This is a genomic window from Shinella sp. GW821-FHT11G07 (genome assembly GCF_058808115.1).
The window spans coordinates 55946-81296 of record NZ_JBXARJ010000015.1; the positions used below are offsets into that span (position 1 = coordinate 55946).

15 protein-coding genes and 3 pseudogenes are annotated in these 25351 nt (G+C 61.8%); 10 read left to right on the plus strand and 8 right to left on the minus strand.

All coding sequences use genetic code 11. The annotated features are described in order from the left end of the window. Positions 1-3 precede the first annotated feature (3 nt). The 3 genes from AC1RT2_RS25075 to AC1RT2_RS25085 are packed head-to-tail and all read left to right on the plus strand — an operon-like array spanning position 4 to position 2513. Positions 4-867 (plus strand): ABC transporter permease, encoded by an 864-nt coding sequence (locus AC1RT2_RS25075; RefSeq protein ID WP_493106508.1) that lies wholly within the window; start codon positions 4-6, stop codon positions 865-867. A 4-nt stretch (positions 868-871) separates the two neighbouring features. Further along, positions 872-1687, plus strand: a complete 816-nt coding sequence (locus AC1RT2_RS25080) for an ABC transporter ATP-binding protein (protein WP_493106318.1) — start codon at positions 872-874, stop codon at positions 1685-1687. Between the two features lie 22 nt (positions 1688-1709). Then, positions 1710-2513 carry an ATP-binding cassette domain-containing protein gene (locus tag AC1RT2_RS25085; protein WP_493106319.1) on the plus strand — a complete coding sequence of 268 codons (804 nt, stop codon included), beginning with the start codon at positions 1710-1712 and terminating at the stop codon, positions 2511-2513. Between the two features lie 598 nt (positions 2514-3111). On the opposite strand, the pseudogene AC1RT2_RS25090 reads toward AC1RT2_RS25085, so the two are convergent. The 4 genes and pseudogenes from AC1RT2_RS25090 to AC1RT2_RS25105 all read right to left on the minus strand — a co-directional run. Next, positions 3112-3501 (minus strand): annotated as a pseudogene (locus AC1RT2_RS25090) (IS3 family transposase); the annotation flags it as partial. 77 nt (positions 3502-3578) lie between these two features. Further along, positions 3579-3832 (minus strand): annotated as a pseudogene (locus AC1RT2_RS25095) (arylsulfatase); the annotation flags it as partial. Positions 3833-4303: 471 nt separating this feature from the next. Further along, positions 4304-4984 carry a hydrolase gene (locus tag AC1RT2_RS25100; protein ID WP_493106321.1) on the minus strand — a complete coding sequence of 227 codons (681 nt, stop codon included), beginning with the start codon at positions 4982-4984 and terminating at the stop codon, positions 4304-4306. Between the two features lie 109 nt (positions 4985-5093). Further along, the gene (locus tag AC1RT2_RS25105) at positions 5094-5960 is read right to left on the minus strand and encodes a pirin family protein (RefSeq protein WP_493106323.1); all 867 of its coding nucleotides are present in this window, start codon (positions 5958-5960) and stop codon (positions 5094-5096) included. A 136-nt stretch (positions 5961-6096) separates the two neighbouring features. Between AC1RT2_RS25105 and AC1RT2_RS25110 the strand changes: the two genes are divergently transcribed. Beyond that, positions 6097-7035, plus strand: coding sequence for a LysR substrate-binding domain-containing protein (locus AC1RT2_RS25110; RefSeq protein WP_493106325.1), 939 nt, complete (start codon positions 6097-6099; stop codon positions 7033-7035). A 299-nt stretch (positions 7036-7334) separates the two neighbouring features. Here the strand turns inward: AC1RT2_RS25110 and betI (AC1RT2_RS25115) are convergent, their stop codons facing one another. Next, entirely contained in the window at positions 7335-7931 is a 597-nt protein-coding gene (betI, locus tag AC1RT2_RS25115; RefSeq protein ID WP_493106510.1) for a choline-binding transcriptional repressor BetI, read from the minus strand. 115 nt (positions 7932-8046) lie between these two features. On the opposite strand from betI (AC1RT2_RS25115), the gene choX (AC1RT2_RS25120) reads away from it, so the two are divergent. Both choX (AC1RT2_RS25120) and AC1RT2_RS25125 read left to right on the plus strand, forming a co-directional pair. Continuing rightward, positions 8047-8976 carry a choline ABC transporter substrate-binding protein gene (gene choX, locus AC1RT2_RS25120; protein WP_493106327.1) on the plus strand — a complete coding sequence of 310 codons (930 nt, stop codon included), beginning with the start codon at positions 8047-8049 and terminating at the stop codon, positions 8974-8976. After that, positions 8973-9794 carry an alpha/beta fold hydrolase gene (locus AC1RT2_RS25125; RefSeq protein WP_493106329.1) on the plus strand — a complete coding sequence of 274 codons (822 nt, stop codon included), beginning with the start codon at positions 8973-8975 and terminating at the stop codon, positions 9792-9794. Before choX (AC1RT2_RS25120) ends, AC1RT2_RS25125 begins: the two co-directional genes overlap by 4 nt. Before the next feature lie 545 nt (positions 9795-10339). Here AC1RT2_RS25125 and choX (AC1RT2_RS25130) read toward each other — a convergent pair. Further along, positions 10340-11278, minus strand: coding sequence for a choline ABC transporter substrate-binding protein (choX, locus tag AC1RT2_RS25130; protein WP_493106331.1), 939 nt, complete (start codon positions 11276-11278; stop codon positions 10340-10342). A gap of 101 nt (positions 11279-11379) precedes the next feature. On the opposite strand from choX (AC1RT2_RS25130), the gene betI (AC1RT2_RS25135) reads away from it, so the two are divergent. Both betI (AC1RT2_RS25135) and AC1RT2_RS25140 read left to right on the plus strand, forming a co-directional pair. After that, positions 11380-11982: a transcriptional regulator BetI gene (gene betI / locus AC1RT2_RS25135; RefSeq protein ID WP_493106333.1), complete on the plus strand. Its 603-nt coding sequence runs from the start codon at positions 11380-11382 to the stop codon at positions 11980-11982. After that, entirely contained in the window at positions 11979-13367 is a 1389-nt protein-coding gene (locus AC1RT2_RS25140) for an amidase (RefSeq protein WP_493106335.1), read from the plus strand. The genes betI (AC1RT2_RS25135) and AC1RT2_RS25140 overlap by 4 nt, the downstream gene beginning before the upstream one ends. Positions 13368-14038: 671 nt before the next feature. Here AC1RT2_RS25140 and AC1RT2_RS25145 read toward each other — a convergent pair. Further along, on the minus strand, positions 14039-14908 hold the full coding sequence (locus AC1RT2_RS25145) for a LysR family transcriptional regulator (RefSeq protein ID WP_493106512.1): 870 nt from the start codon (positions 14906-14908) through the stop codon (positions 14039-14041). Between the two features lie 164 nt (positions 14909-15072). Between AC1RT2_RS25145 and AC1RT2_RS25150 the strand changes: the two genes are divergently transcribed. Beyond that, a complete protein-coding gene (locus AC1RT2_RS25150; protein ID WP_493106337.1) occupies positions 15073-16131 on the plus strand; it encodes a class I SAM-dependent methyltransferase in 1059 nt (352 codons plus the stop codon). 248 nt (positions 16132-16379) lie between these two features. On the opposite strand, the pseudogene AC1RT2_RS25155 reads toward AC1RT2_RS25150, so the two are convergent. Beyond that, a pseudogene (locus AC1RT2_RS25155) lies at positions 16380-16637 on the minus strand (integrase); the annotation flags it as partial. A gap of 1472 nt (positions 16638-18109) precedes the next feature. Here AC1RT2_RS25155 and AC1RT2_RS25160 point away from each other — a divergent pair. Continuing rightward, a complete protein-coding gene (locus tag AC1RT2_RS25160; protein WP_493106339.1) occupies positions 18110-25180 on the plus strand; it encodes a putative Ig domain-containing protein in 7071 nt (2356 codons plus the stop codon). The last annotated feature ends 171 nt before the right edge of the window (positions 25181-25351 follow it).

The window sequence follows — 25351 nt, forward strand, 5'->3', positions numbered from 1 at the left end:
ACTATGGCCCCTTCGCCGTTGCCGGCACCCAACCGCCGTCCGGTTTTCGGCGCCTGCTTCCGGCTCGGCCGCACCGCTGTTGCGCTTGTTGTGATTGCGTTTGTCGTCGTAGCCGCGCTTCTGGCACCGTGGGTCGCGCCATTCGATCCACTTTACGGAGACGGCGCGCTGCGCCTGCTGCCACCGGGAACGGAAGGCCATTTGCTGGGTCTCGACGCGCAGGGCCGAGACGTTTTGAGCCGTCTCCTCTGGGGCGCGCGTCCTTCCCTGATCGCTGGCATAGTGCCTGTCGCTGCAGCACTCGCCATCAGCCTGGTCCTTGGCCTTCTCGCTGGCTACACGTCGTCTTTTCTGGGCGGACTGATCATGCGGGTGATCGACGCGCTGTTTGCCTTTCCGATGATCCTCTTTGCAATCGCCACAGTCTCGCTCCTCGGGCCGGGTCTCACGACAATCATCGTGACGATCACAATTTCTCTCGTGCCCTACATGACGCGCATCGTCTACGGCGCCGTCGTTGGGGAAATCGGCAAGGGCTATCTGGAGACGGCGCGGTTGCTCGGAGCAAGCCGCAGCCAGGTTCTCTTCAAGGAACTTTTGCCCAATGTCGTCTCGCCTTCGATCGTTTACGCCACGACCCTAATCGGCCCGATGATCGGTTTTTCCTCGGGATTGAGTTTTCTCGGCCTCGGCATCCAGCCGCCCAATGCCGACTGGGGGCGGATGACGGTCGAGGGCGTCGAAGTGTTTGCGCAGGGTGCGCCCCATGTCGTGCTCGCGGCCGGCATCGCTATCATCGTGACGTCCCTTGCCTTCAACTGGCTTGGCAGCGGACTGCGCGACATCCTCGATCCGCAGCAGGGCTGACCGCATGAGCACAGATCTCACCGCCAAGCCGTTGCTCGATATTGCGGGACTGAGCGTCGAACTGTCGGGCCGCTCCGGCAGCAGCCGCATTCTGGACACCATCGATCTCAGCGTTCAGCCCGCCGATATCCTGGCCATTGTCGGTGAATCCGGCAGCGGCAAGAGCGTGACGGTATCCGCCGTGCTCGGCCTCCTGCCTGCCAACATCATGCGCGTATCGGCCGGAAGCATTCGTTTCGATGCCGAGGATCTTCTGCATTCGCGTGAAACAAGGCGCCGTATCCTGCGAAAGGATATCGCGTTTATCACACAGAACTCGCTGACCTCGCTCAACCCCGTCTACACGATCGGCAACCAACTTTCGGACATGATCGCCTTCCGCAATGGCGTGGGCCGGCGGCAGGCGCTGGTCGACGCTGGCGAATGGCTGGTCAAGGTGGGCATCGCTGACGTCGAGCGCGTGCTCTCATCCTATCCGCACAATCTCAGCGGCGGGATGCGCCAGCGCGTCGTCATCGCCATGGCGATCAGCAGCCGGCCGCGCTTGCTCATTGCCGACGAGCCGACGACGGCGCTCGATACGATAATGCAGTTGCAGGTGTTGAACCTGCTCCGCGACATCAACACAGAATTCGGCACGGCCCTCATCGTCATCACGCATGACTTCGGCGTGGTGTCGTATCTCAGCAAGCGCGTCGCGGTCATGCATAGGGGACGCCTCGTCGAGGAGGGGCCGACACGCCGCGTGCTCGAGGCACCGAAGGAAGCCTATAGCCGCAGTCTCATTGCCGCTGTCCCGCAGCTCGATCTCACCTCCTGAAAACCGCGAGGATCCTGACAGAATGGCCGTTGAAGTCCCCTTGATCGATGTGCGCGACCTCCGCCGGACGTTCGAAATCGGGCGGGGCCTGTTTCGACGCGTGCGCCGGAGCGTGGCGGCTGTCGACGATGTTGCCTTTTCGATTGGTGATGGCGAAACCGTTGGCCTTATCGGTGGCTCCGGTTCCGGCAAGTCCACGATTGCCCGCATACTGACCGGACTGGAGCGTGTGGATTCCGGAAGCATCATGTTCGACGGCGTCGATCTCTCGGGGCTCGCGGATAGGGGCCGGCTTGCCTATCGCCGCCATATCCAGCTTGTGCCGCAGGATACGTCCGCATCGCTGAACCCGCGCCGCCGGATTGGCGTCCAGATCGCCGAACCGATGCTCAGTCTCGGGATCGTTTCGTCCCGGAAAGACGCGGAGCGGGAAACCTTGCGCCTCCTTGAACGCGTGGGGCTTCGTGGGGAGGATGCCAGGCGTTTTCCGCATGCATTTTCAGGCGGGCAGAGACAGCGCATCAATATCGCCCGGACGCTCGGCGTGAAGGCCCGCTTCGTCATTCTCGACGAGCCGACATCGGCGCTCGACGTGTCGATCCAGGCGCAGATCCTCGATCTGCTGCGTGAACTCAAGCGCGAGTTCGGCCTGACCTACCTGTTCATTGGCCACAATCTCGGTGTCATCCAGTCCTTCTGCGAGCGCATTCTGGTCATGAACGAGGGGCGTTTGGTGGACAGTTTTGCGTCGAATGAACTTGGCAGAGCCGGGCGCAACGAGGCGACGCGACGCCTGGTCGAAGGCGTCCTGCCGATCCATCGGTAGCTGTAGCACGTCCAGATCTCAATCCGCTCGACCCACTACTCTACGGCGTTCGCGCGCAGCTGCTTATCCAGCAGAAGGACAATGAGGCCGTGGCTCACTGGGCCGATCGCGCGGCGACGACACCCGGAGCACGTTATCCGATTGCCACGCCGCGAACGGTCGAGCTGAGTGTCCTGGGCAGGCGGCCCGATGGCGACAGACAGTCCGACGGCTCAGCCAGACGCCACTTCGGCGCATTACTATGCTGCGGTATCGACCCGCTACACGGCGTCTGGTGAGCGCATCGCGACGCAGTTGCGCCGCCAGAGCTTCGAATCCAGTGCTTTCACTTCCATTTCGGCGGCGCAGAGACGACTATCTCAAAGCTCGCTTTGTAGCAGCTTTGGCCTAATGGTTTCCAAAAGCCGACCGCCTGAAAACTGCCCGATATGAGCCATTCCAGCCAAACGAGGATATTGGGTCGGCTAAATTATTTCTTACAGAGGGATTTTACTGTGGCAAGCCCGTTGGTTCTGATCACTTCAAGAGCAACATACCTAGATTCATGCCACAGCGCCGCAAAGGTACTGAATAGCCCCGAGTTTTGCAGCCCCTCGGGTTACGTTTTCTGCTGCTTTTTGAACTCGACAGGCGACAGCATTCGGTTTCTGGCGTGTTTGCGCTTCGGGTTGTAGAACATTTCAATGTAATCGAACACGTCTTGCCTGGCCTCGTCTCTCGAACGATAGACTTTTCGCCGTATCCTCTCGCGCTTCAACAGATTGAAGAAGCTTTCGGCAACGGCATTATCATGGCAGCTACCGGGTCGGCTTATCGAGTGAATCAGATTGTGGTACTTCAGGAACGATGCTCAATCCATGCTGGTGAATTGCTATCCCTGATTTGGAATCGCCAGAATCTTTTCCTTTCGCCTCCAGACCGCCATTAGCAACGCCTGCAGCACGACATCCGTCGTTTGTCGGCTCTGCATCGACCAGCCGATGACACGGACGTACTGATCGCGAGATCGCCAAGGTGGTTCTTGCCGAATTGGCCAGCGGCATAGTCCAGCGGCTTTAGCGCTTATGCGATTGTAATGCCGGGTACTGCAAACCGACTGTCGCTCCTGGCACTTCCACTTTTGTTAGGCCCGTTCGTTTCGACGTCGGGCTCGTAGTGAATGACGAACGTCCCGCAGTGCAGGGGTTCTCGGCATAGTAGTCGTTGAACTTCATACCCTCTTTAGCAGGGCGGTCGATATTCGACTGGTCGATGTCGTTGCCGAAGATCATGAGGATGTTCGGCTTGCTTGCCGTGGCAGGTACCAGCTGCAATGACATCAACGAAGCCACCGCTGGGGTGGTATTCAACGGCCTGCGCGAAAAGTCGTTCATGACGGTCTCCACATTCTATTGTGCAAGACATTTACGATCATCTCCTCTTTTCGGGGCGGTCGGGACCGTCCTGCCCGGCGCCGCCACTCCCTGTTGAAAAATCAACCGAGGAAGTGCGTTACGGCGGCAAAGGAGAACTAACAGGAAGGGCCCTTGAATTTGGTGGCCATCAAACCTCATCTGCGACCGAAAGGGCAGGTAGTCGTGACCGAGAGCGAACACATGGATATCGGCGCCAGCAGCACTATGGCCACCGCGAGGGGAAGGACCAATTCGAGGACAGCGCCGGGCTGCTCGGTTGCTGTCAGCCAAGCTCGTGGGAGAAAACCAGAACGAGGTAAATTCTGGCGCGGCTGTTCAAGCGGCCGAACCTCGACAAGGCGGCGGGAAAACTCGCCGCCGCCCTCTCTTTGGTGATCAGCCGCGTTGCGAGTCGAGCTGTTCGTGGTTCTTTTCGACCGCCTGGGCCTTCAGGTAGCTTTCGATCAGCAATTGGTAGGCCGGGAATATTCTGGTGTAAATGGTCGCCCATTCCTGCGCGTCGTCGCGGTTCCAGGTCTTTTGCAGTTCGGAGGCCACGGCCGCTGTATCCATCGGCACGACGCCGGCCTGCACGACGCGGGCGAGCGTGATCTCCTGCGCCATCTTGGAATAGGTGCCGGAGGCATCGATGACCGCAAAGACCTTGTAGCCGTCCTGAACGGCGGCGATAGACGGGAAGGTCATGCAGACACTGGTGATGGTGCCGGCGATGATCAGCGTCTTGCGGCCGGTCGCCTTGACGGCGGCGACGAAGTCGGGATTGTCCCAGGCATTGATCTCACCCCGGCGGGCGACATACTGCGCGTGCGGCGCATTTTCATGGATTTCCGGGATCAGCGGACCGTTGGGGCCTTGCGGCACGGAGGCCGTGGTGATGACCGGCATCTTTGTCAGCGTCGCCATCCTGGCGAGGGCTGCGGCATGGTTGCGCAGAACCGGCATCGGCATGTCGCCGACAGTCTGGAAGAGGCCGCTCTGATGATCGATCAGCAGCATGACGGCGTCATTGGGATCGATGACGGGGCGCTGGCCGTTGAAGTTTGCAGGGGTGCTCATGGCAAGTCTCCTTGGTTGAGTTTGAATGTAGTCTGGTGTGAATGGGAGCCGGAAAATCCTTTCTGGCTCGATGCTCCGTAGCGCCCTGCGTGAACGCCACGGGATTGCTTCAGGCCGGGATGGCACCGAATTTTCCGGATCGGAAATCCGCAAACGCCTGCTCCAGCTCCTCGACGGTGTTCATCACGAAGGGACCATGCATGACGACCGGCTCGGCGATCGGTTCGCCACTGAGAAGCAGCACCGTCGCATCGCCCTCCGCCGTGACGTCGAGCCCGCCGCCTGTATGGTCGAGCAGGACGAACTGCGCCTCGCGCGCGGATACCGAACTGTTGACGGCGATCGTGCCTCGCAACACGGCGAGGCCGGTCATATGCCCTTCAGGCAGGGTGAATGTCGCAATCTTGCTCTGCTTCAGACGCAGATCCCAGACGTTGATCGGCGTGAAGGTCCGCGCCGGTCCGCGCTGCCCGGCACAATCGCCGGCAATGATGCGCACGGTGCCGGCACCATCCGGCAGGGCAAGAGCCGGAATCTCCTGATCGGCAAGCGTCTGGTAGGCGGGCGAGGCAGATTTGTGCCTGGCGGGAAGGTTCACCCAGAGCTGTACCATTTCCAGCGGGCCGCCGCGCTCGGCAAACGCGGGCGAATGGCGCTCCTCATGCAGGATGCCGGCCGCTGCCGTCATCCACTGCACGTCGCCGGGGCCGATCAAGCCGCCGCTGCCGGTGGAGTCCCGGTGTTCCACTTCGCCCTGATAGACGATGGTGACGGTCTCGAAACCGCGGTGAGGATGGCTGCCCACGCCGCGTCGCGCGGCCGTTGGCGCAAAGTGCTCCGGCCCGGCATAGTCGAGATGTAGGAATGGGCTAACATGATCGCCGAGCATGGCCTGCGACAGCATGGAGCGAACCGGAAAGCCATCGCCTACCCAGTGGATCGATCCGCCGCCATAGACCCCCAGAACCTTGCGCATTTTGATCTCCTTTCGGTCTCGGCGTACCGCCGGCCGGTTGGTGTCTTTCTGAGATCAAGATAACGCTGGGACAAATCATGCAGTAGGTCGAAAAATACGCTACACTGTCCCATAATTAAGACACTGGGAGCCGCGCGTGGTAGACCTCAATGACCTTCGCCTGTTTGCCGACGTTGTGGAGGAGAATGGTTTTTCCGGCGCGGCCAGAAAACGCGCAATGCCGCGCTCGCGTGTCAGCCGCAGGATAGGCCTGCTGGAGGAAGGTCTGGGCGTGCGGCTCGTCCACCGTACCACCCGGCATTTCAGCGTGACAGAAATCGGCCAGGAGTTCTATCGCCACTGCGTCGCGATGGTGGTGGAGGCCGAGGCGGCTCTGGAGGTTGTCGCACGGATGCGTGCCGAGCCGCAGGGCACCGTGCATGTCAGTTGCCCGTCGTCGGTGATCTACTTCCAGGTCGGCGAGATGATCGCCCGCTTCATGGCCCATTGCCCCAAGGTGAAGGTGCATCTGGAGAGCACCAACCGGCGGGTCGATGTCATCCGGGAGGGGTTCGACCTGGCGATCCGCGTGCGCTTTCCGCCGCTGGAAGACAGTGGCCTGGTAATCCGCAAGCTGGCCGAAAGCTCCCAGCGTCTCGTGGCGAGCCCCGGGCTTCTAGCTGGAAGGCACCTCCACACCCCCGCCGATCTCACCCATATGCCGGGTCTGGCTTGGAGCGTGGCCGACGGAACGCATGAATGGACGCTGCAAGGCCCTGGCGGAACCACTGCCGCCATTCCCTATCAGCCGTTGCTGATAACCGAGGACATGGTGGCATTGCGGCTGGCGGCGCTCAATGGGATCGGCATATGCCAGTTCCCGGCGATGGTGATCCGGGAAGACCTCAGGGCCGGCAGGCTGATCGATATCCTGCCCGACTGGACACCCCGAAGCGGCATCATTCACGCCGCCTTTCCCTCCCGCCGCGGCCTGTTGCCCTCCGTGCGCGCGCTCCTGGACTTTCTTGCCAAGGAATACGCAGTCCTTTCGCGGGAGGAGGCGCTCAACGAGGCCGACGGCGTTGTGGGAGGTTAACTCTGAGAAAATGGTGGCGTGGATATAGCTCGCTATAGGTCACGCTGAGCTAGTGTGTAAATCTGCGTCCTCGCAGGCCTCATAAATTATCATTATTTCAAAGACTTAATATGCTTATCGGTATCGAAGCCTCCCGCCGATTCACACTCTGTGGTGCGACACCATTCAACGCCAATGCCTTAGCGCCTCTTTGGAGCGAAGGATGTTCATACGCCATATGCAGGTTTGTATGAGGGATCGAAGGGAGCTTGGTCAGCAACTCGGTGGCGCACATGCGCGCCACCAGCCCCGCTTTGATGTCAGTCATGCGTTTCGGTGGGCAGCCGGCGTTCGATGAAGTCATGCATGAGGGCGAGGGCCTCGTCCCTCAGGATGCCGCCGGAATGCAGCCCGAGACGTAGCCATAGCCCGTCGATCAGCGCGCTGATGAGATGCGCTGTCCGTCGCGCCTCATCGTCAGGCAGCATCGGCTTCAGCGCCGACAAGAGGTTGGAATGCATGCGGGCGTGGATGACCGCCTGGATGCGGGCAAGCTGCGGCTCGCGGGGCACTTCTCCGCAGAGCGACAGCCATGCATGGGCAATCGACGGCTGGTAGAAGCGATCGTCGAAGTTCCCTTCGATGATGGCGGCCAGCCGCTGGCGCGGCGTTTTCGCCTGGTGCAGGCGTTCAGCCACGGCATCGCGCAGGTTGGCGTTGGCCTCACGCATCGCCTGTTCGAAGAGCTCTTGCTTGTTGCGGAAGTAATGCAGCACGATGCCCTTGGAGGCGCCGGCATGGGTGGCGACCTTTTCCAGCGTCGCGCCCGCCATGCCCTCGCGTTGCAGCACCTCAAAGGCCGCCTGCCGCAATTCCTTACGCCTGATGTCGACCAGTTTCGTGAGCTTTCCCGCCATGTGATTCCCGCTTTCCGTCGAGGGGAGATTGACATTTTTTCCGTCAAGTTCAAGAATTGTCCCATTGGTCAGTTTACAAATCATTTGGTCAATATTGGGGGGAGGGAGAACGCCGATGAAACGCGCCATTGCCTGCGCTGCCGCATGTCTGTTGATGATCGGGGCCGCCGACGCGGCAGAACAGGAGAGCTGCCGGAAGGTGCGACTCGCCGAGCCGGGCTGGAACGACCTCGCCTTCACGACAGGCGTGGCGCAAGCGCTGCTGCATGCGCTCGGCTACGAGACGCAGAGTGACCTGCTCGGCATCGACGTTATCTATCTGAGCCTTAAGAACAAGGATCTCGACGTCTTCCTCGGCTATTGGGACCCGGCGATGAAGACCTATTTCGCGCCTTACGAGAAGGACGGTTCGGTCGAGACGGTGAAGCAGAACCTGACTGGGGCGAAATACACCTTCGCCGTTCCCGTCTATGTCTGGGAGGCGGGGGTCAAGGACTTTGCCGACCTCAAGACTCATGCCGAAAAATTCGAAAAGAAGATGTACGGCATCGAGCCCGGCTCGAACCAGCTCATGCTGGATGCCATCACCGATCCCGCACTCGGCCTCGATGGCTGGGAGGTCGTCGAGTCCAGCGAGCAGGGCATGCTGGCCGAGCTGGCCCGCCATATCGACATGAAAACCTTTTTCATTTTTCAGGGCTGGGCGCCACATCCGATGAACACCGCTTTCGACATTCGCTATCTGACCGGCGGAGACAAATTCTACGGGCCGGATTTCGGCGCCGCGACAGTCTCCACGCAGGTTCGCAAGGGTTATGTCGAAGAATGCCCGAATGTGGGCCAGCTCCTGAAGAACCTCACCTTCGACATCGATTTCGAGAACCGCGGCATGGGCTATCTTATGAACGGTGGCCTCGCGCCGGAGGATGCCGGTCGTAAGGCGATCGGCGAGGACCCGAAGCGGTTGGACGTCTGGCTGGCCGGCGTGACGACGGTCGATGGCGAACCGGGTCTTGCAGCCGTCCGCAAGGCGCTCGGCCTGTGACCGAAACGGTCGATCAGTCGGGCTGGAACGGCCGCAAGCGAGTCCTCCTGACGGGCGAGGGCCGCCGTCTTGCCTATATCGAGAGCGGCGAGGGCGAGGTGCCCCTGTTCCTCCTGCACGGCTATACCGATAGCAGCCGAAGCTGGTCGCTGATCGAGCCGCATCTTGCCGGGTTCCGGGTGGTGATGCCGGATCTGCCGGGACATGGCCTTTCGACGGCCATGTCCGCGCCGTCCGTGGAGGCCTTCGCCGACAACATCGTCCGGCTCGCGGATGCCCTCGGCATCGGGCGCTTCGCCATCGCCGGCCACTCGATGGGGGCGATCACGGCGCTGGCGCTCGCCGCGGCGCATGGGGCGCGCGTTTCGGCCCTTGCCAGCATCTCCGGCAGCCTGCAGCCAGGGCTTCTGGCCCGCACGACGCTCGGCGCGGAAATCCGGGCGCTTGCCGACCCCATCGACCCGGAAAGCCGGTTCCTGCGTGAATGGCACCATTGCGCGTTGCCGGTGGATGTGGATTTCATCCGCTGGATCGCGCGGGAGGCCGCCGCCATGCCCACCGCCGTCTGGCAGTCGCTTTATGCCATGCTCGAAGCCATCGACCTGCGCTGCGTCGCTGGTGACGTTCAGGCACCGGTCCTGCTTTTGGCGGGTGACGAGGACACGCTGTTCGATGCGCCGCACCGGGCAACCTTGCGGGCGGCCTTTCCGGACGCCGCAACGGAAATCCTTGCCGGCCACAGCCACAACCCGCATTGGGAGGCGCCCGCGCGCGTGGCAGACACTTTGCTCGACTTCCTGAAGAAAAGCGCGGGTTGAACGCCGGCGCTGTTTAGATCCGGCAAGCCGGACCGTTCCTCCTTATGGATAGGTTGTTAGTCCGAGTTCGTTCAACATCCCGCTAGCTGTCGATTGTCGTGAATGGCCGATTAATAGTCGGGAAATGTGTCAAATTATCCAGCTTTTTGAACAGTCTCGGCCCTGCTTCGACCTTTTTTATCAGTGTCTCGACTAAGCGAGCTGGCTTCTCCCCGGTGGCAGCGACGAATTTGCGATGAAACGCGCGCTCGCTAAGGCAGGGCGCGACCGGCAAGCGTGAGAACATCCAGCGGTGCACTGAGGTTTTCCAGTGTCCGGGCGATCAGTTCCGCGAAGGGCCTGGAGCAGCGGGCTGACCTGCGACTGATAGCCGGGGCGGCGCGCATAGAGCACAAGCCGGTTGGCGACCGCGTCGGTAGCATCACCCGACAGATCGAGCGCGACCGTGGCGAGCGCCATATCGATGCCGATGGTGACCCCGACGGAGGTCCATACCGTCGCTGTTCTAAAAGGGAGCGCTGAGCCTGATGCCCGGCTTCATGCCGTCAGTTCGCCAGCACCGCGCCGCGGGCTGCTTCAAGACCGTTGCCGCCATCGCGGGTCGTCACGCCCGCCAGCCAGTGCTCAAGAAGCTCCGGCCGTTCTGCGATCAGCCCCTTGGCCGTTTCGGCCGGATCGGCGCCGTCCGTCATGATGGCGTTCATGCCGGTATTCTCGTAGGCGAGGTCGAATTTTAGGTTCTCCAGCAGCTTCGCTACGTTCGGGCATTCCATGGCATATCCCCTGCGCCCTATCGTGCGCACAGTTGCGCCGCCAAAATTTGGTCCGTACTCGGCGTCGCCGCCGCTCAGATAGGTGAGCTTGTAGTTGATGTTCATGGGATGTGGTTCCCAGGCGAGGAACACGATCCACTCGTCGCTCGCAGTCATCTGCGCGACTTGCGTGAGCATCGCGGTTTCGCTGGATTCGATTACCTGCCAGTCCTTCAGGCCGTGCCTGCCCGCCGCGATCATGTCAAGCAGCGGTTGATTAGAGCCTGCCTCGATGCCGTAGATGGTGGAGTCGAATTTATCGGCGTGTTTTGCGAGGTCGTCGTAAGATTTCACGCCAGCCTTGGCAACGTAGCTCGGGACCGCGAGGGTGAATTTGGCGCCCGTCAGGTTGGTTGCGATCACCTCGGTGTCGCCATCGTCGAAGTATGACTTGAACTGTTCTTCCTGCACCGGGAGCCAATTGCCCAGAAAGACGTCGACCTGATTGGTCTTCAGCATTTCGTAAGTGACATTGAGGCCGAGCAGTGTCTGCTCCGTCTCGTAGCCCAGCGCGTTGAGGATGAGGGACGCCGTTGCGTTGGTGAGCGAAAGGTCCGTCCAGCCGAGGTCGGAGAGGCGGACCTTTCGGCAGCTCTCTGCTTCCGCCCACACGCAAGATGTCGAGCCGAGAAGCAGGAGCGATGCGCCTGCAATGAGTGTTCGAGCTTTCATAGTTCCCTCATTTTTATTGCACAAGTCAACAATGATATCTTTTTTGTTGGCGTGTGCAATAAAAAATGTAATGTTCCTCCAACGCGCAAGAGGAACACAAGATGCCAAAAGTCGGGATGCAACCCATAAGGCAGAAGCAGATCATTGCTGCTGTCATTGAAACCATTCACGAATTTGGGATTGAACAAAGTTCCATCCGGCAGATCGGCATGAAGGCCGGAATCTCGCCGAGCCTGATCACCCACTATTTCGGAAGCCGCGACGCACTCTATACCGTCGTGCTGCGCCATCTGAACCGCGAGCTTTCGCGCGCAACCGTTGAACGGCTCCAGAGCGCCAAGACCCCGATGGAAAGGCTGCTCGCCATCGCATCCGCCCAGTTCGATCCCGAGCAGTTCCAGCCGGCCGTTGCGGCCACCTGGTTCGCCCTGTGGGCGAGCCTTGCTGGAAATGGCGAGATGATGCGCTTCCAGTCGATCTACGAGAGGCGGCTGGCCAGCAACATCGCCCACTGCCTTCGCTCCCTCGTTCCCGCCGATCAGGTCGAATTCGGCGTGAACTGCCTCCTCGCGATGATCGACGGTCTCTGGGTCAAGGCGGCCCAGCCAACGAGCCGGATCACCACGGAAAATGCCCTCCCGATCTTCGAGGGCTACGCCGTCCGGTTGGTCGCGGAGCTTTCTCGACAGGAGACGGCCGGATGAAGGAGGCGGAATATGTTTCACTCGATGGCGTTGCGCTTGCGGACCTGATCGCGCGCCGAGAAATCTCCCGCAAGGAGGCTGCGGAGGCGGCCATTCGCATGATCGAGTGTCGGAATCCTGAGCTCAATGCCGTGATCAGGACCAATTTCGATGCCGTCGTATCGGACGCCCCGGCCGAGGCATCGAGCGGGCTTGACGGCGTGCCGTTCCTGCTGAAGGATGCCAACCTCTACTCTTCCGACATGCCCACGACCTTCGGTTCGGCCTTCTTCCGCGACGCGCCCGCGCGGCCCGACAGCATCATGGTCGACCGTTGGCGCAAGGCAGGACTTTCGATCCTGGGCAAGACCAATACGCCTGAATTCGCGGCCGAATTCGTAACGGAGCCGCGCGCCTATGGAACGACGAACAATCCGCACGCACCTGGCCTGACGGTCGGCGGAAGCAGCGGAGGTGCGGCCGCGGCCGTGGCTGCCGGGATGGTGCCCGCCGCCCATGCCACCGATCTCGGCGGCTCAATCCGCATACCGGCAGCGTGCTCCGGTGTCTTCGGCTTCAAGCCGACGGCCGGGCTCAATCCCGTCGGCCCGTACTTCACGGAAATCGCGGGAGGCCTCAATTCCGATCATGTCATCACGCGTTCGGTTCGCGACAGCGCGGCGTCGCTCGACATCACGGCGGACCGGAAACCCGAAAGCGGCTCCTATCTCAAGTCCCTCGCCTACCCGACTGGGCGTATCAGGATCGGCGTCAGCAACACTGATCTCGCCGGCCGTGCCGCCGGTCTCGACCAACAACTGGCGTTGAGCGCGACCACACGGCTCCTTGAGGCGCTTGGGCATGAGCTTGTCGCATACACATACCCCAAGGACCTGTCCGCATCCTGGTTCGACCACCTCTGGATCTTTGACATCGTGAAGCTGGTCGACGAACGGGCGCGGGAAATCGGGCGCAATCCGGAGCACGCGGAGCTTGAGCCGTTGACGTGGCACCTCCTCGAGAAGGCAAGGGCCGGCGGCGCGTCGGCCTATCAAGCCGCGCAGGCGGCGCGCGTTGATTACAACGCCCGCTACCTTGGCTCCATGAAAGACATCGATGTGCTGTTGACGCCAACCCTGGCAGAAAACCCGCCGGTGGTGGGCACTCTGTCATTCGCCAGCTTCGATAATGTGGATGCCTGGAACGACGCAGGGTACGGCTTTGCGCCGTTCTCGACGCCCTCGAACATTTCGGGACAGCCGTCGGCGTCCTGCCCATGGTTCAAGAACGCATCAGGCTTGTCGATCGGCGTGCAAATCAGCGGAAAGCCAGGGGCCGATCTCCTCGTTTTGCAACTCTGCGGCCAACTTGAAGCAGCGACAATTTTCGGCAGCCTCGGGTTTTAGGACCTATGTGGGCGATCCTATGATCACTCTATGAGCGGTCTTTTGTGTGGTCGGTATTTCGACCCTCATACAGACCTGCTATTGTACCGCGTACATCTAATCCGCTCAGCAGATGTGTATCTTCGAGGCCTGACGCGGCGAACCGAGCGGGGCAAGTTTTCTCTCGGTCCGGTGATCATGGAGTTGCTCCACGGCAATGGTGAGAGGGCGTTGCAGGTGGATAAAGCGGCATTAGTTGCGGTCGGCCTAGCTAAATAGCTGAAATAATATAGTTTTCTGATGGCGCGCTGATTCCAGCCTTCTTTTCGAGGCGAATATAGCAGTTAGCAGCGCCAAGTTGCCAAACAGGACCCTAGTATCGAGGGCGCGCGGCCGGAGACGCGCGGGCACAACCTGTCTCGGCATTTCAACCCGCTGTATTGGCGGACCGTCCCGAATGTGGTTTTTGGCGCTGCCAAATGAAAATCATCGGGCGTTATTTCTGACTAGCCGCTTTAAGTCCTGGAATTCCGTAGTTTTATTTGGGCTCGAAAGGTGTGCCGCGATGGCGGAGAAAATGTTGACGCACGTTTGGATATTCCCCTACCACGATCTCGGCGTGGGAGAGTCGAGTAGGGTCGCGGCACTTCGAGTTGTCCGTTTGCCGCCAACGTACCCATTGCGGTTCGCTTTCACATCCATCCATATTCCCGCGCGACTTTAATGAACGCTGTGGTGGCCGGCGAAGCCGATCGGCCGGCCACTGAAACGACCGACACCTCGCGCGTGATTTCAGGATCGGCAATAGGCCGGTGGCAGACTCCTGGCTGGCTGACAGAGAATTCCGCCATGAAGCAGATGCCGGTGCCGGCGGCGACCATTGCTAGAATCCAATCCTCTCGCTCGCTACGAAAAGCGCTTCGAATCTCTATGCCGAGATTCATGCAAAGCCTGTCGATGTAGTCGGCATATTCACAATTGATGTGTTCAAGATACGCTTCGCCTTGGATATCAGTGAGGTGAAGCGTCTTGTATCTCTCGAAGCGGTGCCCGGCGGGGAAGGCGAGCCCGAAACGCTCCCGGTAAATCGGCACCGCCTTTAGCCTTTGGTCGAGCGGGTCCGGCCCGGCCAGAACGGCTATATCCAGATCGCCTTCCATCAGAAGTTCGATAAGCTGGTTCGCCGTACCTTCGGTCAGGGTAACCTCTATGCCTGGATGACGCTCGCGGAAAGCATTCAGGAAGCCGATGAGGCGCAGCGGCCCGATGGTAGACATGACGCCAAGCGTTAGTGTCGCGGCCTCGAGAGAGAGAAAACTCTGCGCTGCCCTTTTCGCAGTTTCCGAGCTCCGGAACACGTCTTCCAGCCGCGTCCGCATCAGGCCACCGAAGTCGGTGAGTTGAACATGGCCCTTTTCACGATGGAAAAGGTAGCCCCCGAGTTCAGCCTCCAGCTTCTGTATTGCCCGTGTCAACGCAGGTTGGCCGACGTGAACGAGTTCTGCCGCGCGATGGAAGTTGAGGGTCTGGCAGGCGGCCAGAAAATAGCGGATTTCATGCATCTCCACGGCGCGCTCCCTCCCGATGTCTCGGCTGCATCGGCGCGATGAGAATTCAGCATTATCGAGCATTTTCGGCTTTCGGTAAACTCAGCTGAAGCACACGACGGCAAAGACGACACCGTACCCGGTTGACACTTGCCCGGTACGCACATCGGGAGGGACATATGTCGGAGCCAAACCAGGAGAAGCTCGACGCATTTCTGGGAAAGATGGTCGGAGACCTTGGCGCGATCGCAACAGGCGCGGCTGTGTTGCTGGGAGATAGGCTCGGCCTGTTCAGGGCCATGCGGAATGGTGGCAAGATGACGCCTGCCGAGCTCGCCACGCGCACCGGCACCCAGCAGCGCCTTGTTCGGGAATGGCTTTCCGCGCAGGCTGCCGCCGGTTACATCGAATATGAAGAGGTGACTGATCGCTTCTATTTAAGCCCCGAGCAGGAACTGGTCTTTGCCGACGAAGACAGTCCGGCCTTCATGGCCGGTGCGTTTGAAGTCTTGGCCAGCCTGTGGATCGATGAGGAGAAGGTGAGCCAGGCCTTCCGCACTGGAAAAGGCCTCGGCTGGCATGAGCACTGCGCCTGTCTGTTTCGAGGCACCGAGCGCTTCTTCCGCCCAGGTTACAACGCCAATCTGATCGACTCGTGGCTTCCGGCGCTCGATGGCGTCGTCGAGAAGCTCGACCGTGGCATCGAGGTCGCCGACGTCGGATGCGGTCACGGCGCCTCGACGGTGCTTATGGCGCGCGCGTATCCCCGGTCTAACTTCGTTGGCTTCGATTACCACGCCCCTTCCGTCGAGCGCGCGCGCAAGGCCGCCGAAGAGGCAGGTGTTCTTGGAAACACCCGGTTTGAAGTCGCGAGCGCGAAGTCCTATCCCGGCGCCTACGATTTCGTGGCGTTCTTCGATTGCCTGCACGACATGGGCGATCCTGCGGGCGCGGCGGCGCATGTGCGTCGTTCTCTGAGCTCGGAAGGCACATGGATGATCGTGGAACCTTTTGCGCATGATCGTCTATCCGAAAACCTCAATCCTGTCGGACGCGTCTACTATGCGGCGTCGACGTTCCTGTGCACTCCCGCGTCTCTTTCGCAGGAAGTCGGTCTCGGTCTTGGCGCACAAGCCGGTGAAACGCGGCTTCGCCAAGTCGTCACCGGCAGCGGATTTACCCGCTTCCGGCGCGCCGCCGAGACGCCGTTCAATATCGTTCTGGAAGCCCGCCCCTGAATGCGATGCATTCGGACATCTCCCGAGCGAGGCCAGATCGGGTTCATCGAGAGCATTTCCATGATCGGTATTCCCTGATGTGTCGCTTAACATTGGCGACGAGACATCGTGTCTCTGACGCCTACCTTCGTTGAAGCGGCACCCTTCATATTTCTGGCATCGTGGATTCTTCATTCACCCATTGGTTCGTCGGTGAAAAAGCGAGAGTGCCCGCTCCACGCCGTCGATAAGTCAGGGGAGGAACCGCAAAGCCCCGCGGCCTTGGTGAGGTTGATGCGGAAACGACCCGACGCTGGTAGCGGCGGGTCGTTTCCGCGGAGGCATGGCTGAGCTGCTTTTGCACGTGGCGCTCGTCGATCTCGGCCGAGGAGCAAGGCAGGCTCGTAGCGAGTGGCCTCCAAACATTTGGCGATGCTCGCCCTCCGAGAGATCACCGCGCACGCCGGTCGCGAGCACCGTCTTCTTCTCGAGCGTGCTATCTCCTGGTCGTCCAAGCGGTCCGGCCCGCATGGCGATCAACTCTACCGGTAGGATTGCCTCCTTCTGCCGGGGCGGGCCGCGTGCTTGTTGCGGACACCGGCCAGCACGGTGACAATGGCGCGGTCCTTGCGATCGAGTTTTTATAATGCCAGCCGATGCTAGATCGTCGCAACGCAGTCCGGTTTGCCGCAACGCCTCGGCGCGCTTGAGACGCATGCCGTGATTTAGAGTCCTCCCACCAAGGAACCGGGGGAAGGGAAAAAGGTTCTGCTGCCAGCACCATGCGGAGAAGTGCTTCCAACCTGACGCGTAGGCCCTGCGGGTGTTGGCGGAGGTTGCCGCCTCCGGCCGTTGCGAAACCCTATCGCAAGAAACAGCCGTGCAGAAAGACGGCGCAGAAGGCTCTGGACCGTGATTTTCGCTGTCCTGCTCGACGATAGGGGGCGTTTCTGCGGCAAGGAACAAAATGAATGAGAATGCGATATTTCACTACATTTGCTGCGTCGCATGCAAGGCGACAGCGCAGCGTCTGTCGAACTCGACGTATTCGTTCACGATAACGGAGCGTGGATATCGATGGAGGCCCCGGGCTGCCGTATCACGGTGATCGCTTTTTTATCCAATCTCGAGGCGTGTCAAAAATGGACGCAGACTCTCTTTGGGGATTCCGGTAGCGCTCTGTGCTCAGCAGAGGTCTCCGTTCCTCAGATGCGCCGGAGCAAAACATTCGACGTCCGTGAATGGGATGCTTTTCGGACACAGGGTGCGGGTCAATGCGTGCTGGGCGTGAAGATGACAACTATGGTTGGATATCATCCCGGGATCCGGGACGTGTTCGTGTCGATTAGTGTGATTTATTGATTTGTTGATGGCGTGATGCCGCCGCTGGGGGACGATTTCGATGTGGGCATGGGGAACTGGGGCCTGGGGAGGCCTTGGCGCTATCTCTAAGCGTGGCTATGAATGCCTCTTTTGCGCTTGGCTTCTGGTGCTTTCGGCGATTTTGGCGCGTCTCTTCAAACCTCTTCGCGGCCTTTTTGCCTCGGCGGGAACGCTTCCCACTTGTAGTCCTGCTCCAGCATTTCAGCGTGTTGTCGCAAAGCTGTTCTCGGCATCTGCGTCCCACCTCGGGCAGTTTGCGTCGGCTGTGCTGCTTTTCGCGGCTGTCCTTCTCGGCTCCAGCCTTGGTGGGGCGACAGAAAGCAGAGCCGCGGACTGCAACCTGTCCACACTGTCCTTTTCGGCGGTGAACGATACGCAGACGCTCAATGGGTCGAGCTGCGATACCTTCATCACCTATGCCGGCGATTCCTTCTGGGGCGGTTTGCATGAAGTAGCTGGCGAAAACGCCATTGATTATCCTGGCGTCGGCTATTCACAAATCTATCCGTACCTATCGGCAGATTCGACTGTAACCACATCTAGCGCTACTTATAAGTTCAGATCCAACAGTGCGCAATCCGATGCCTCAGCCACCGATACCTTCACGGTGACGCTGATGTCGGTGAACGCCAATGCCGGCGCGACCGACACCATTACGCTCTATACTTGCCCGTCTTACGGCGGCGGCAATACTTGCGCCGCGACAAAGTCCGTCGCCATTTCGGTCAACCTGGATGTTCCGCTCAACGTCACGGGAATTTCACCGGTTACAGGGCCGACGTCGGGTGGCACGGTTGTCACCATCACCGGGGCAAACCTGTCCGAGGCGACCGGTGTGACGTTCGACGGGGTTGCGGCGAGCGCGTATACGATCGACAGTGCCACGCAGATCACGGCGACGGCGCCGGCGGGAACCGCCGGTGCTGTCAGTGTGCTGGCGACCGCTCCTGCTGGCAGGACCGCCATCGGCACAGGCAATCAGTTCACTTATATCGCCGCCCCGACGGTAACGTCGGTCACACCGACAGCGGGGCCGACGGGAGGTGGCACGTCGGTTTTGATCACGGGCAGCGGGTTCTCGGGTGCGACGGCAGTGACGTTCGGCGGGGTTGCGGCGAGCGCGTATACGATCAACAGCAGCACGCAGATCACGGCGACGGCGCCGGCCGGTTCGGGAACCGTTGACATCCGCGTCACGACGGCGGGCGGCACGAGCGCAACGACTGCAGCGGATCAGTACACCTATGTTTCGGCGCCGACGGTGACGTCGGTATATCCGACAGCTGGCCCGACGAGCGGTGGGACGACGGTGATTATCACGGGCACCGGCTTCGCGGCTGCGAGTGGCACCGGGGCTGTGAAGTTCGGTGCGACGACGGCGACCTATACGATCAACAGCAACACGCAGATCACGGCGATAGCGCCGGCCAATTCGGCGGGCACGTATGACATCACCGTCACCACCGTCGGCGGCACGAGCGCCACCAGCGCGGCCGACCAGTATACCTATGTTTCCCAACCGACGGTGACATCGGTGTCTTCGACGGCGGGCCCGACGGCGGGTGGCACGACGGTCACCATCACGGGCACCGGCTTTGCGAGTACCATGGCGGTGGTTTTCGGCGGTACGGCGGCGACCGGGTTTACCGTCAACAGCAACACGCAGATTACGGCGACGGCGCCGGCCGGTTCGGCGGGCACGGTGGACATCCGCGTCATCACCATCGGCGGCACGAGCGCCACCAGCGCGGCCGACCAGTATACCTATGTTTCCCAACCGACGGTGACGTCGGTGTCTCCGACTGCCGGTCCGACGGCGGGCGGCACGACGGTTACCATCACAGGCACCGGCTTCGCAGCGGCGAGTGGCACGGGGGCGGTGAAGTTCGGTGCGACGACGGCGACCTATACGATCAACAGCAACACGCAGATCACGGCGACCGCGCCGGTCAGCTCGGCAGGCACCTACGACATCACCGTCACGACCGTGGGCGGGACGAGCGCGACGAATGCGGGCGACCAATACACCTATGTCGCGCCGCCGGTGGGCAGCAGCTTCACCTATGGATCGATTGCCCCGTACAATGACGGCGCGAACACCAACGCGTTGATCGACGTGAGCGGCTATGTCACCAACAATCCGGCCAGCTATGCGGTCGGCTCGGCGACAACGGCCCAGGGCGGCTCTATTACCATCAACAGCAGCGGCGTGGCGACCTATACCCCGCCGGTCGGCTACCGCAATGCCAATGACAGTTTTACCTTCACAGGCACCAATATCGGCGGGACGTCGAGCCCGGCCACGGTCACGGTGACTGTCGGCAATCCGACGATTACGGTGTCGCTGGCCTCGGCCACGGCCACCGTCGGCAGGGTCTACAACAGCGGCGGCGCGGCGGTGATGGTCTCAGGCGGTCGGCCATCCTACACGATCAACAGCATCAGCGGCCTGCCATCAGGCCTGACCGACAGCGGCGGCGGCGTCATCAGCGGAATGCCGACGGTCAACGGCACCTTCACGGTGATCGTCAACATCAGCGACAACTCGCTCGGGGCAGGGCCCTACCATACCAATGCGACGGCGACGCTGACGGTCTCACTGCCGCCGGCGCCTGTGGTCACGTCCTTGACGACGTCGGCAATCGCCTACAACGCGGGCTCGGCCTCGGCCACAACCTTCAGTCTTGCCGCGCAGGCCACCAACGAACCGACCGGCTATCAGGTGGGGGCCTCGTCTTATGGCGCGACGGTCAGCATCGATAGCGCCGGTCTCGTCAGCTATACGCCGCCGGTCGGTTTCCGCGGCACCGACACCTTCAACTACGTCGCGACCAACCAGGGCGGCACCTCCAATGTTGCCCAGGTCTTTGTGCCGGTGAACGATCCCGTCTTCTCGGTCACGCTGCCGGCCTCTGCCGGCACGGTCGGCGAGGCCTATAACAGCGCCGCCGCCTTCGTCAGCATCAGCGGTGGTAACGCTCCCTATTCCAACTTCTCGGCCAGCGGCCTGCCTGACGGCCTGTCGATCAGCAGCGCGGGCGTTATCTCCGGCACACCGACGACGGCTGGCAATGCCACGGTCGTGATCACCGCAACCGACAGTTCGGGTGGACTTGGCAGCTTTACCAGCACGGCCTCGGCCAGCATCGCCATTGCCGTACCGACAATCACGATCGATCCCGCGACGCTGTCGAACGCCAGCGTTGGCGTGCCGTACGGTACGGCACTGAGCCATACCGGGGGCCTGGCTCCGGTGACCTTCGCGGTCACGGCAGGCTCGCTGCCACCCGGTCTGGTGCTCGATCCCGGCGGCACCATATCGGGCACGTCGACGGGGGGCGGAACCTACAACTTCACTGTTACGGCAACCGACAGCGCGACTGCATCGGGTCCCTATACGGGCGCCCAGGCCTATGCACTGACCGTCGATGCGGCTACGATTGTGCTGTCGCCTGCGGCAGGTGCTCTGCCGGGCGGAACGACGGGCATTGCCTACAGCGAGACGGTTTCGGCTTCCGGTGGAACGGCATCCCATAGTTTCGCCGTCACGGCCGGTTCTCTGCCGAGCGGCCTTGCGCTTTCGCCCAGCAGCGGCGTCCTGTCGGGCACGCCGACGGCCAGCGGCACATTCAATTTCACGGTAACGGGAACGGACAGTTCGACCGGGCAGGGTCCCTATTCGAGTTCAAACGCCTATTCCGTGACGATCGGCATGCCGACGCTCGCACTCTCGCCCGCCGCGGGTGCGCTGCCCACCGGCACGACCGGTACGGCCTACAGCCAGACATTCACAACGTCGAACGGCACGGCGCCTTATAGCTATGCTGTCACCAGTGGCGCGCTGCCGAGCGGCCTGACGCTGAGTGCTGGCGGTGTCGTCTCCGGGACGCCCGGTGCCGACGGAACCTCCAACTTCGATGTCACGGCGACCGATACGTATGGCGCCACAGTCACGGCGAGCTACAGCCTGGCCGTCGGCGTTCAGGCGCCGATCGCCAATGCGGTGACGCTGACGGTGGCGGCCAATGCGTCGGCCCAGACGGTGACGCTGAACATCACCGGGGGTGCGGCAAGCACGGTCGCGGTGGTGACGGCGGCTTCGCACGGCACGGCGACGGCGTCCGGAACGACGATAACCTATACACCAACGGCAGGCTTCTCCGGCGCGGACAGCTTTACCTACACGGCCACCAATGCGGCCGGCACGTCGTCGCCGGCAACCGTGACCGTGACGGTGACAGCGCCGACGCTTGCGCTCTCGCCTGCCGCGGGGGCACTGCCTGCCGGCACGGCCGGTACGGCCTACAGCCAGACCTTCACCGCCTCGAACGGCACGGCACCTTACAGCTATGCCGTCACCAGTGGCGCGCTGCCGAGCGGGCTGACGCTGAGCGCTACCGGCGAGGTCTCGGGAACGCCCGATACCGACGGGGCCTACAGTTTTGATGTCACGGCGACCGATACCCATGGTGCGACCGGGACGGCAAGCTATAGCCTGGCCGTCGGTATTCAGGCACCGATCGCCAATGCGGTGACGCTGACGGTGGCGGCCAATGCGTCGGCCCAGGCGGTGACGCTGAACATCACCGGGGGTGTAGCAAGCACGGTCGCAGTGGCGACGGCGGCTTCGCACGGCACAGCGACAGCATCCGGAACGACAATCACCTATACACCAACGACAGGCTTCTCTGGCACCGACAGCTTCACCTACACGGCCACAAATGTGACCGGCACGTCGTCGCCGGCAACCGTGACCGTGACGGTGACAGCGCCGACGCTTGCGCTCTCGCCCGCCGCGGGGGCACTGCCTACCGGCACGGTCGGTACGGCCTACAGCCAGACCTTCAGCGCCTCGAACGGCACGGCGCCCTACAGTTATGCCGTCACCGGTGGCGCGCTGCCGAGCGGCCTGACGTTGAGTGCTGCCGGGGAGGTCTGGGGAACACCCGATACAGAGGGGGCCTACAGCTTCGATGTGACGGCGACCGATACCTATAGCGCGACCGGAACGGCAAGCTATAGCCTGGCCGTCGGTGTTCAGGCACCGATCGCCAATGCGGTGACGCTGAGTGTCGCAGCGAATGCGTCGGCCAAGGCAGTGACGCTGAACATCACCGGCGGAGCGGCGACATCCGTTGCTGTTGCGACGGCCGCTTCGCACGGTACGGCGACAGCATCCGGCAAGAAGATCACCTACAAGCCGGCTGCCGGTTATTCGGGCACGGACAGCTTCACCTATACGGCCACCAATGCGTCCGGCACGTCGTCGCCGGCAACCGTCACCGTGACGGTGACGGCGCCGACGCTTGCGCTCTCGCCAGCCGCGGGGGCTCTGCCGGCTGGCATGATCGGCACGGCCTACGATCAGACCTTCACGGCAAGCAACGGTACCGCGCCCTATAGCTATGCGATCACGGCGGGAGCGCTACCGGCCGGCCTCACGCTGGACGGCCCGACGGGCAAGCTCGGCGGCAAGCCGACTGCGGCAGGCGGCTTCGACTTTGCCGTGACCGCAACGGACGCCTATGGTGCCAAGGGAACGGCAAGCTATAACCTCATCATCGGTGGACAGGCCCCGATTGCCAATGCGGTAACGCTGACGGTCGCGGCCAATGCGTCGGCCAAGGTGGTGGCGCTGAACATCACCGGCGGTGCAGCGACATCCGTTGCTGTTGCGACGGCCGCCTCGCATGGCGCGGCAACGGTCTCCAAGAAGACGATCACCTACAAGCCCGTCGCCGGCTATTCCGGCATGGACACGTTCACCTACACGGCCACCAATGCGGCAGGTACGTCATCGCCGGCAACCGTGACCGTGACCGTGACGCCTCCGAAGATCGTTCTGTCGCCGGTAGCGGGTACGCTGCCCGGCGGCACGGTCGGCAAGGCCTATAGCCGCGTGCTGACCGCTTCGAAGGGCACGGTGCCCTACAGCTATGCCGTCACGGCGGGAACGCTGCCGACAGGCCTCACGCTGGATGGCGCGGCAGGCACGATCGGCGGGACGCCGACGGTGGCTGGCAGCTTCGACTTCACCGTCACCGCCACCGACGCCTATGGCGCGACGGGATCGGCCACCTATAGGATCCTCGTCAAGGCGCCGGTCGTGGTCTTTGCCTTCACGCCGCCCGCAGGCAGCCTTGGCGAGACGATGGCGGGCGAAGCCTACAGCCAGCAGATCAAGGCGGCCGGCGGCGCGGCGCCGCTGCTCTACAGCCTTGCCTCCGGCAAGCTGCCGAAGGGCACGGTGCTGAATGTCTCGACGGGCGAACTGACCGGTCCGCTCGATGCGGCAAGCGAAGGCAACTATAGCTTCAAGATCGCGGTCAGGGACAACAACGGCGCAACGGGCTCGGCGAGCTATTCGCTCAAGGTGAGCCCGCGTCAGGTCACGGCGCCCGATCGCGTGGTGGACGTGCCGGCCGGCAGCTCGCCCGCCGACATCTATCTCAACGCGGGTGCAACGGGGGGACCGTTCACGGAGGCCGAGGCGACCTTCGTGGAGCCGGCCAATGCCGGCACGGCGAAGATCATCCGCGGGCAGGTCGCCCAGGTGGGGCCGGTGGGCGAGCCGATCGGCTGGTACCTGCAGTTCAGCCCGAACCCCGCCTTCTCCGGCGCGGCGAAGGTTGGTTACCGGCTGGAAAGCGCACTCGGCACCTCCAATGTCGGAACGATCACCTACAATCTCCATCACGACGCGCAGCAGGTCGCCGAGGATATCGACGCGCTGGTGCGGGGCTTCGTGGAGACGCGTCAGGACCTGATCGCCAACGGCATCTATGTGCCGGGTCTTCAGGAACGGCGGCAGATGGAGCAGGCGACGGATACGGTGACCGCCCGCATGACGCCTTCTGAAGACGGCATGACGACAAGTTTCTCCACCAGCCTTGCGCAGATGGACGCGGCCCGCGACCGGGCCGACGGCGTCGAAGATGCATCGTCCTCCGCCCTCAACGTCTGGGTCGACGGTACCTTTCTGGCCCACAAGCGTGACCAGAACGGTGGTAAATGGGGTAGCTTTGCGTTGCTTAATTTTGGCGCCGACTATCTGATCTCGGAGAAGGCGCTGGTCGGCCTGTCCTTCCATCTCGACCGGATGACCGATCCGAGCGATGCGGATGCGGAACTGACCGGCAACGGTTGGCTCGTCGGCCCCTATGCCTCGCTCGAGATCGGCAAGGGCGTGTTCTGGGACACGAGCCTGCTCTATGGCGGTTCGGCCAACGATATCGGCACCGCCTTCTGGGACGGCTCGTTCGATACGCAGCGTTGGATGATCGATACGGCGATCAAGGGCGAGTGGCAGATCGGCGAGGCAACGGTACTGACGCCGAAGCTCCGGGCGATCTATTTCAACGAAAAGGTCGACGACTATACTGTGCACAATGACGATGGCGAGGAACTCACCATCGATGGCTTCGACGCGGAACAGTTCCGGGTGAGCCTCGGTGCGGAGATCGCGCGGTCCTTCACGTTGGAAAGTGGTGCGACGATGACGCCAAAACTGGGTGTGACCGCCGGTTACGCCGGTCTCGACGGCTCGGGCCTCTACGGCTCGCTCTCTGCTGGTGTAACAATGCAGACCGCCGACTTCTGGATGCTAGAGGCGAGCCTCCTGCTCAACATCGAAGGCGCCGGACAGAAATCCGTGGGCGCAACGGTGCGAGCAGGCAAACAGTTCTGAGCATCGAGCGCTCAGCACACTTCGAAAAGAACCACCGCAAAAATGCGGCGGTTCCGGTATGGGATATTGCCCGGGCGAAATCCTCCGGCGCGAAGCAATGGCGTAAAACACGCCTTCGCTACATCGACGTTCAGAGCCTGACGGCTGAACGAACCCTTGAAGAAGCGAGCC

Bases quoted from the DNA above. Each gene is read 5' to 3' on its own strand.
- AC1RT2_RS25075 (WP_493106508.1), top strand. From the start codon at position 4: ATGGCCCCTTCGCCGTTGCCGGCACCCAACCGCCGTCCGGTTTTCGGC.
- AC1RT2_RS25080 (WP_493106318.1), top strand. From the start codon at position 872: ATGAGCACAGATCTCACCGCCAAGCCGTTGCTCGATATTGCGGGACTG.
- AC1RT2_RS25085 (WP_493106319.1), top strand. From the start codon at position 1,710: ATGGCCGTTGAAGTCCCCTTGATCGATGTGCGCGACCTCCGCCGGACG.
- AC1RT2_RS25100 (WP_493106321.1), bottom strand. From the start codon at position 4,984: ATGAGCACCCCTGCAAACTTCAACGGCCAGCGCCCCGTCATCGATCCC.
- AC1RT2_RS25105 (WP_493106323.1), bottom strand. From the start codon at position 5,960: ATGCGCAAGGTTCTGGGGGTCTATGGCGGCGGATCGATCCACTGGGTA.
- betI (WP_493106510.1), bottom strand. From the start codon at position 7,931: ATGGCGGGAAAGCTCACGAAACTGGTCGACATCAGGCGTAAGGAATTG.
- choX (WP_493106327.1), top strand. From the start codon at position 8,047: ATGAAACGCGCCATTGCCTGCGCTGCCGCATGTCTGTTGATGATCGGG.
- choX (WP_493106331.1), bottom strand. From the start codon at position 11,278: ATGAAAGCTCGAACACTCATTGCAGGCGCATCGCTCCTGCTTCTCGGC.
- betI (WP_493106333.1), top strand. From the start codon at position 11,380: ATGCCAAAAGTCGGGATGCAACCCATAAGGCAGAAGCAGATCATTGCT.
- AC1RT2_RS25140 (WP_493106335.1), top strand. From the start codon at position 11,979: ATGAAGGAGGCGGAATATGTTTCACTCGATGGCGTTGCGCTTGCGGAC.
- AC1RT2_RS25145 (WP_493106512.1), bottom strand. From the start codon at position 14,908: ATGCATGAAATCCGCTATTTTCTGGCCGCCTGCCAGACCCTCAACTTC.
- AC1RT2_RS25150 (WP_493106337.1), top strand. From the start codon at position 15,073: ATGTCGGAGCCAAACCAGGAGAAGCTCGACGCATTTCTGGGAAAGATG.
- AC1RT2_RS25160 (WP_493106339.1), top strand. From the start codon at position 18,110: ATGTCGGTGAACGCCAATGCCGGCGCGACCGACACCATTACGCTCTAT.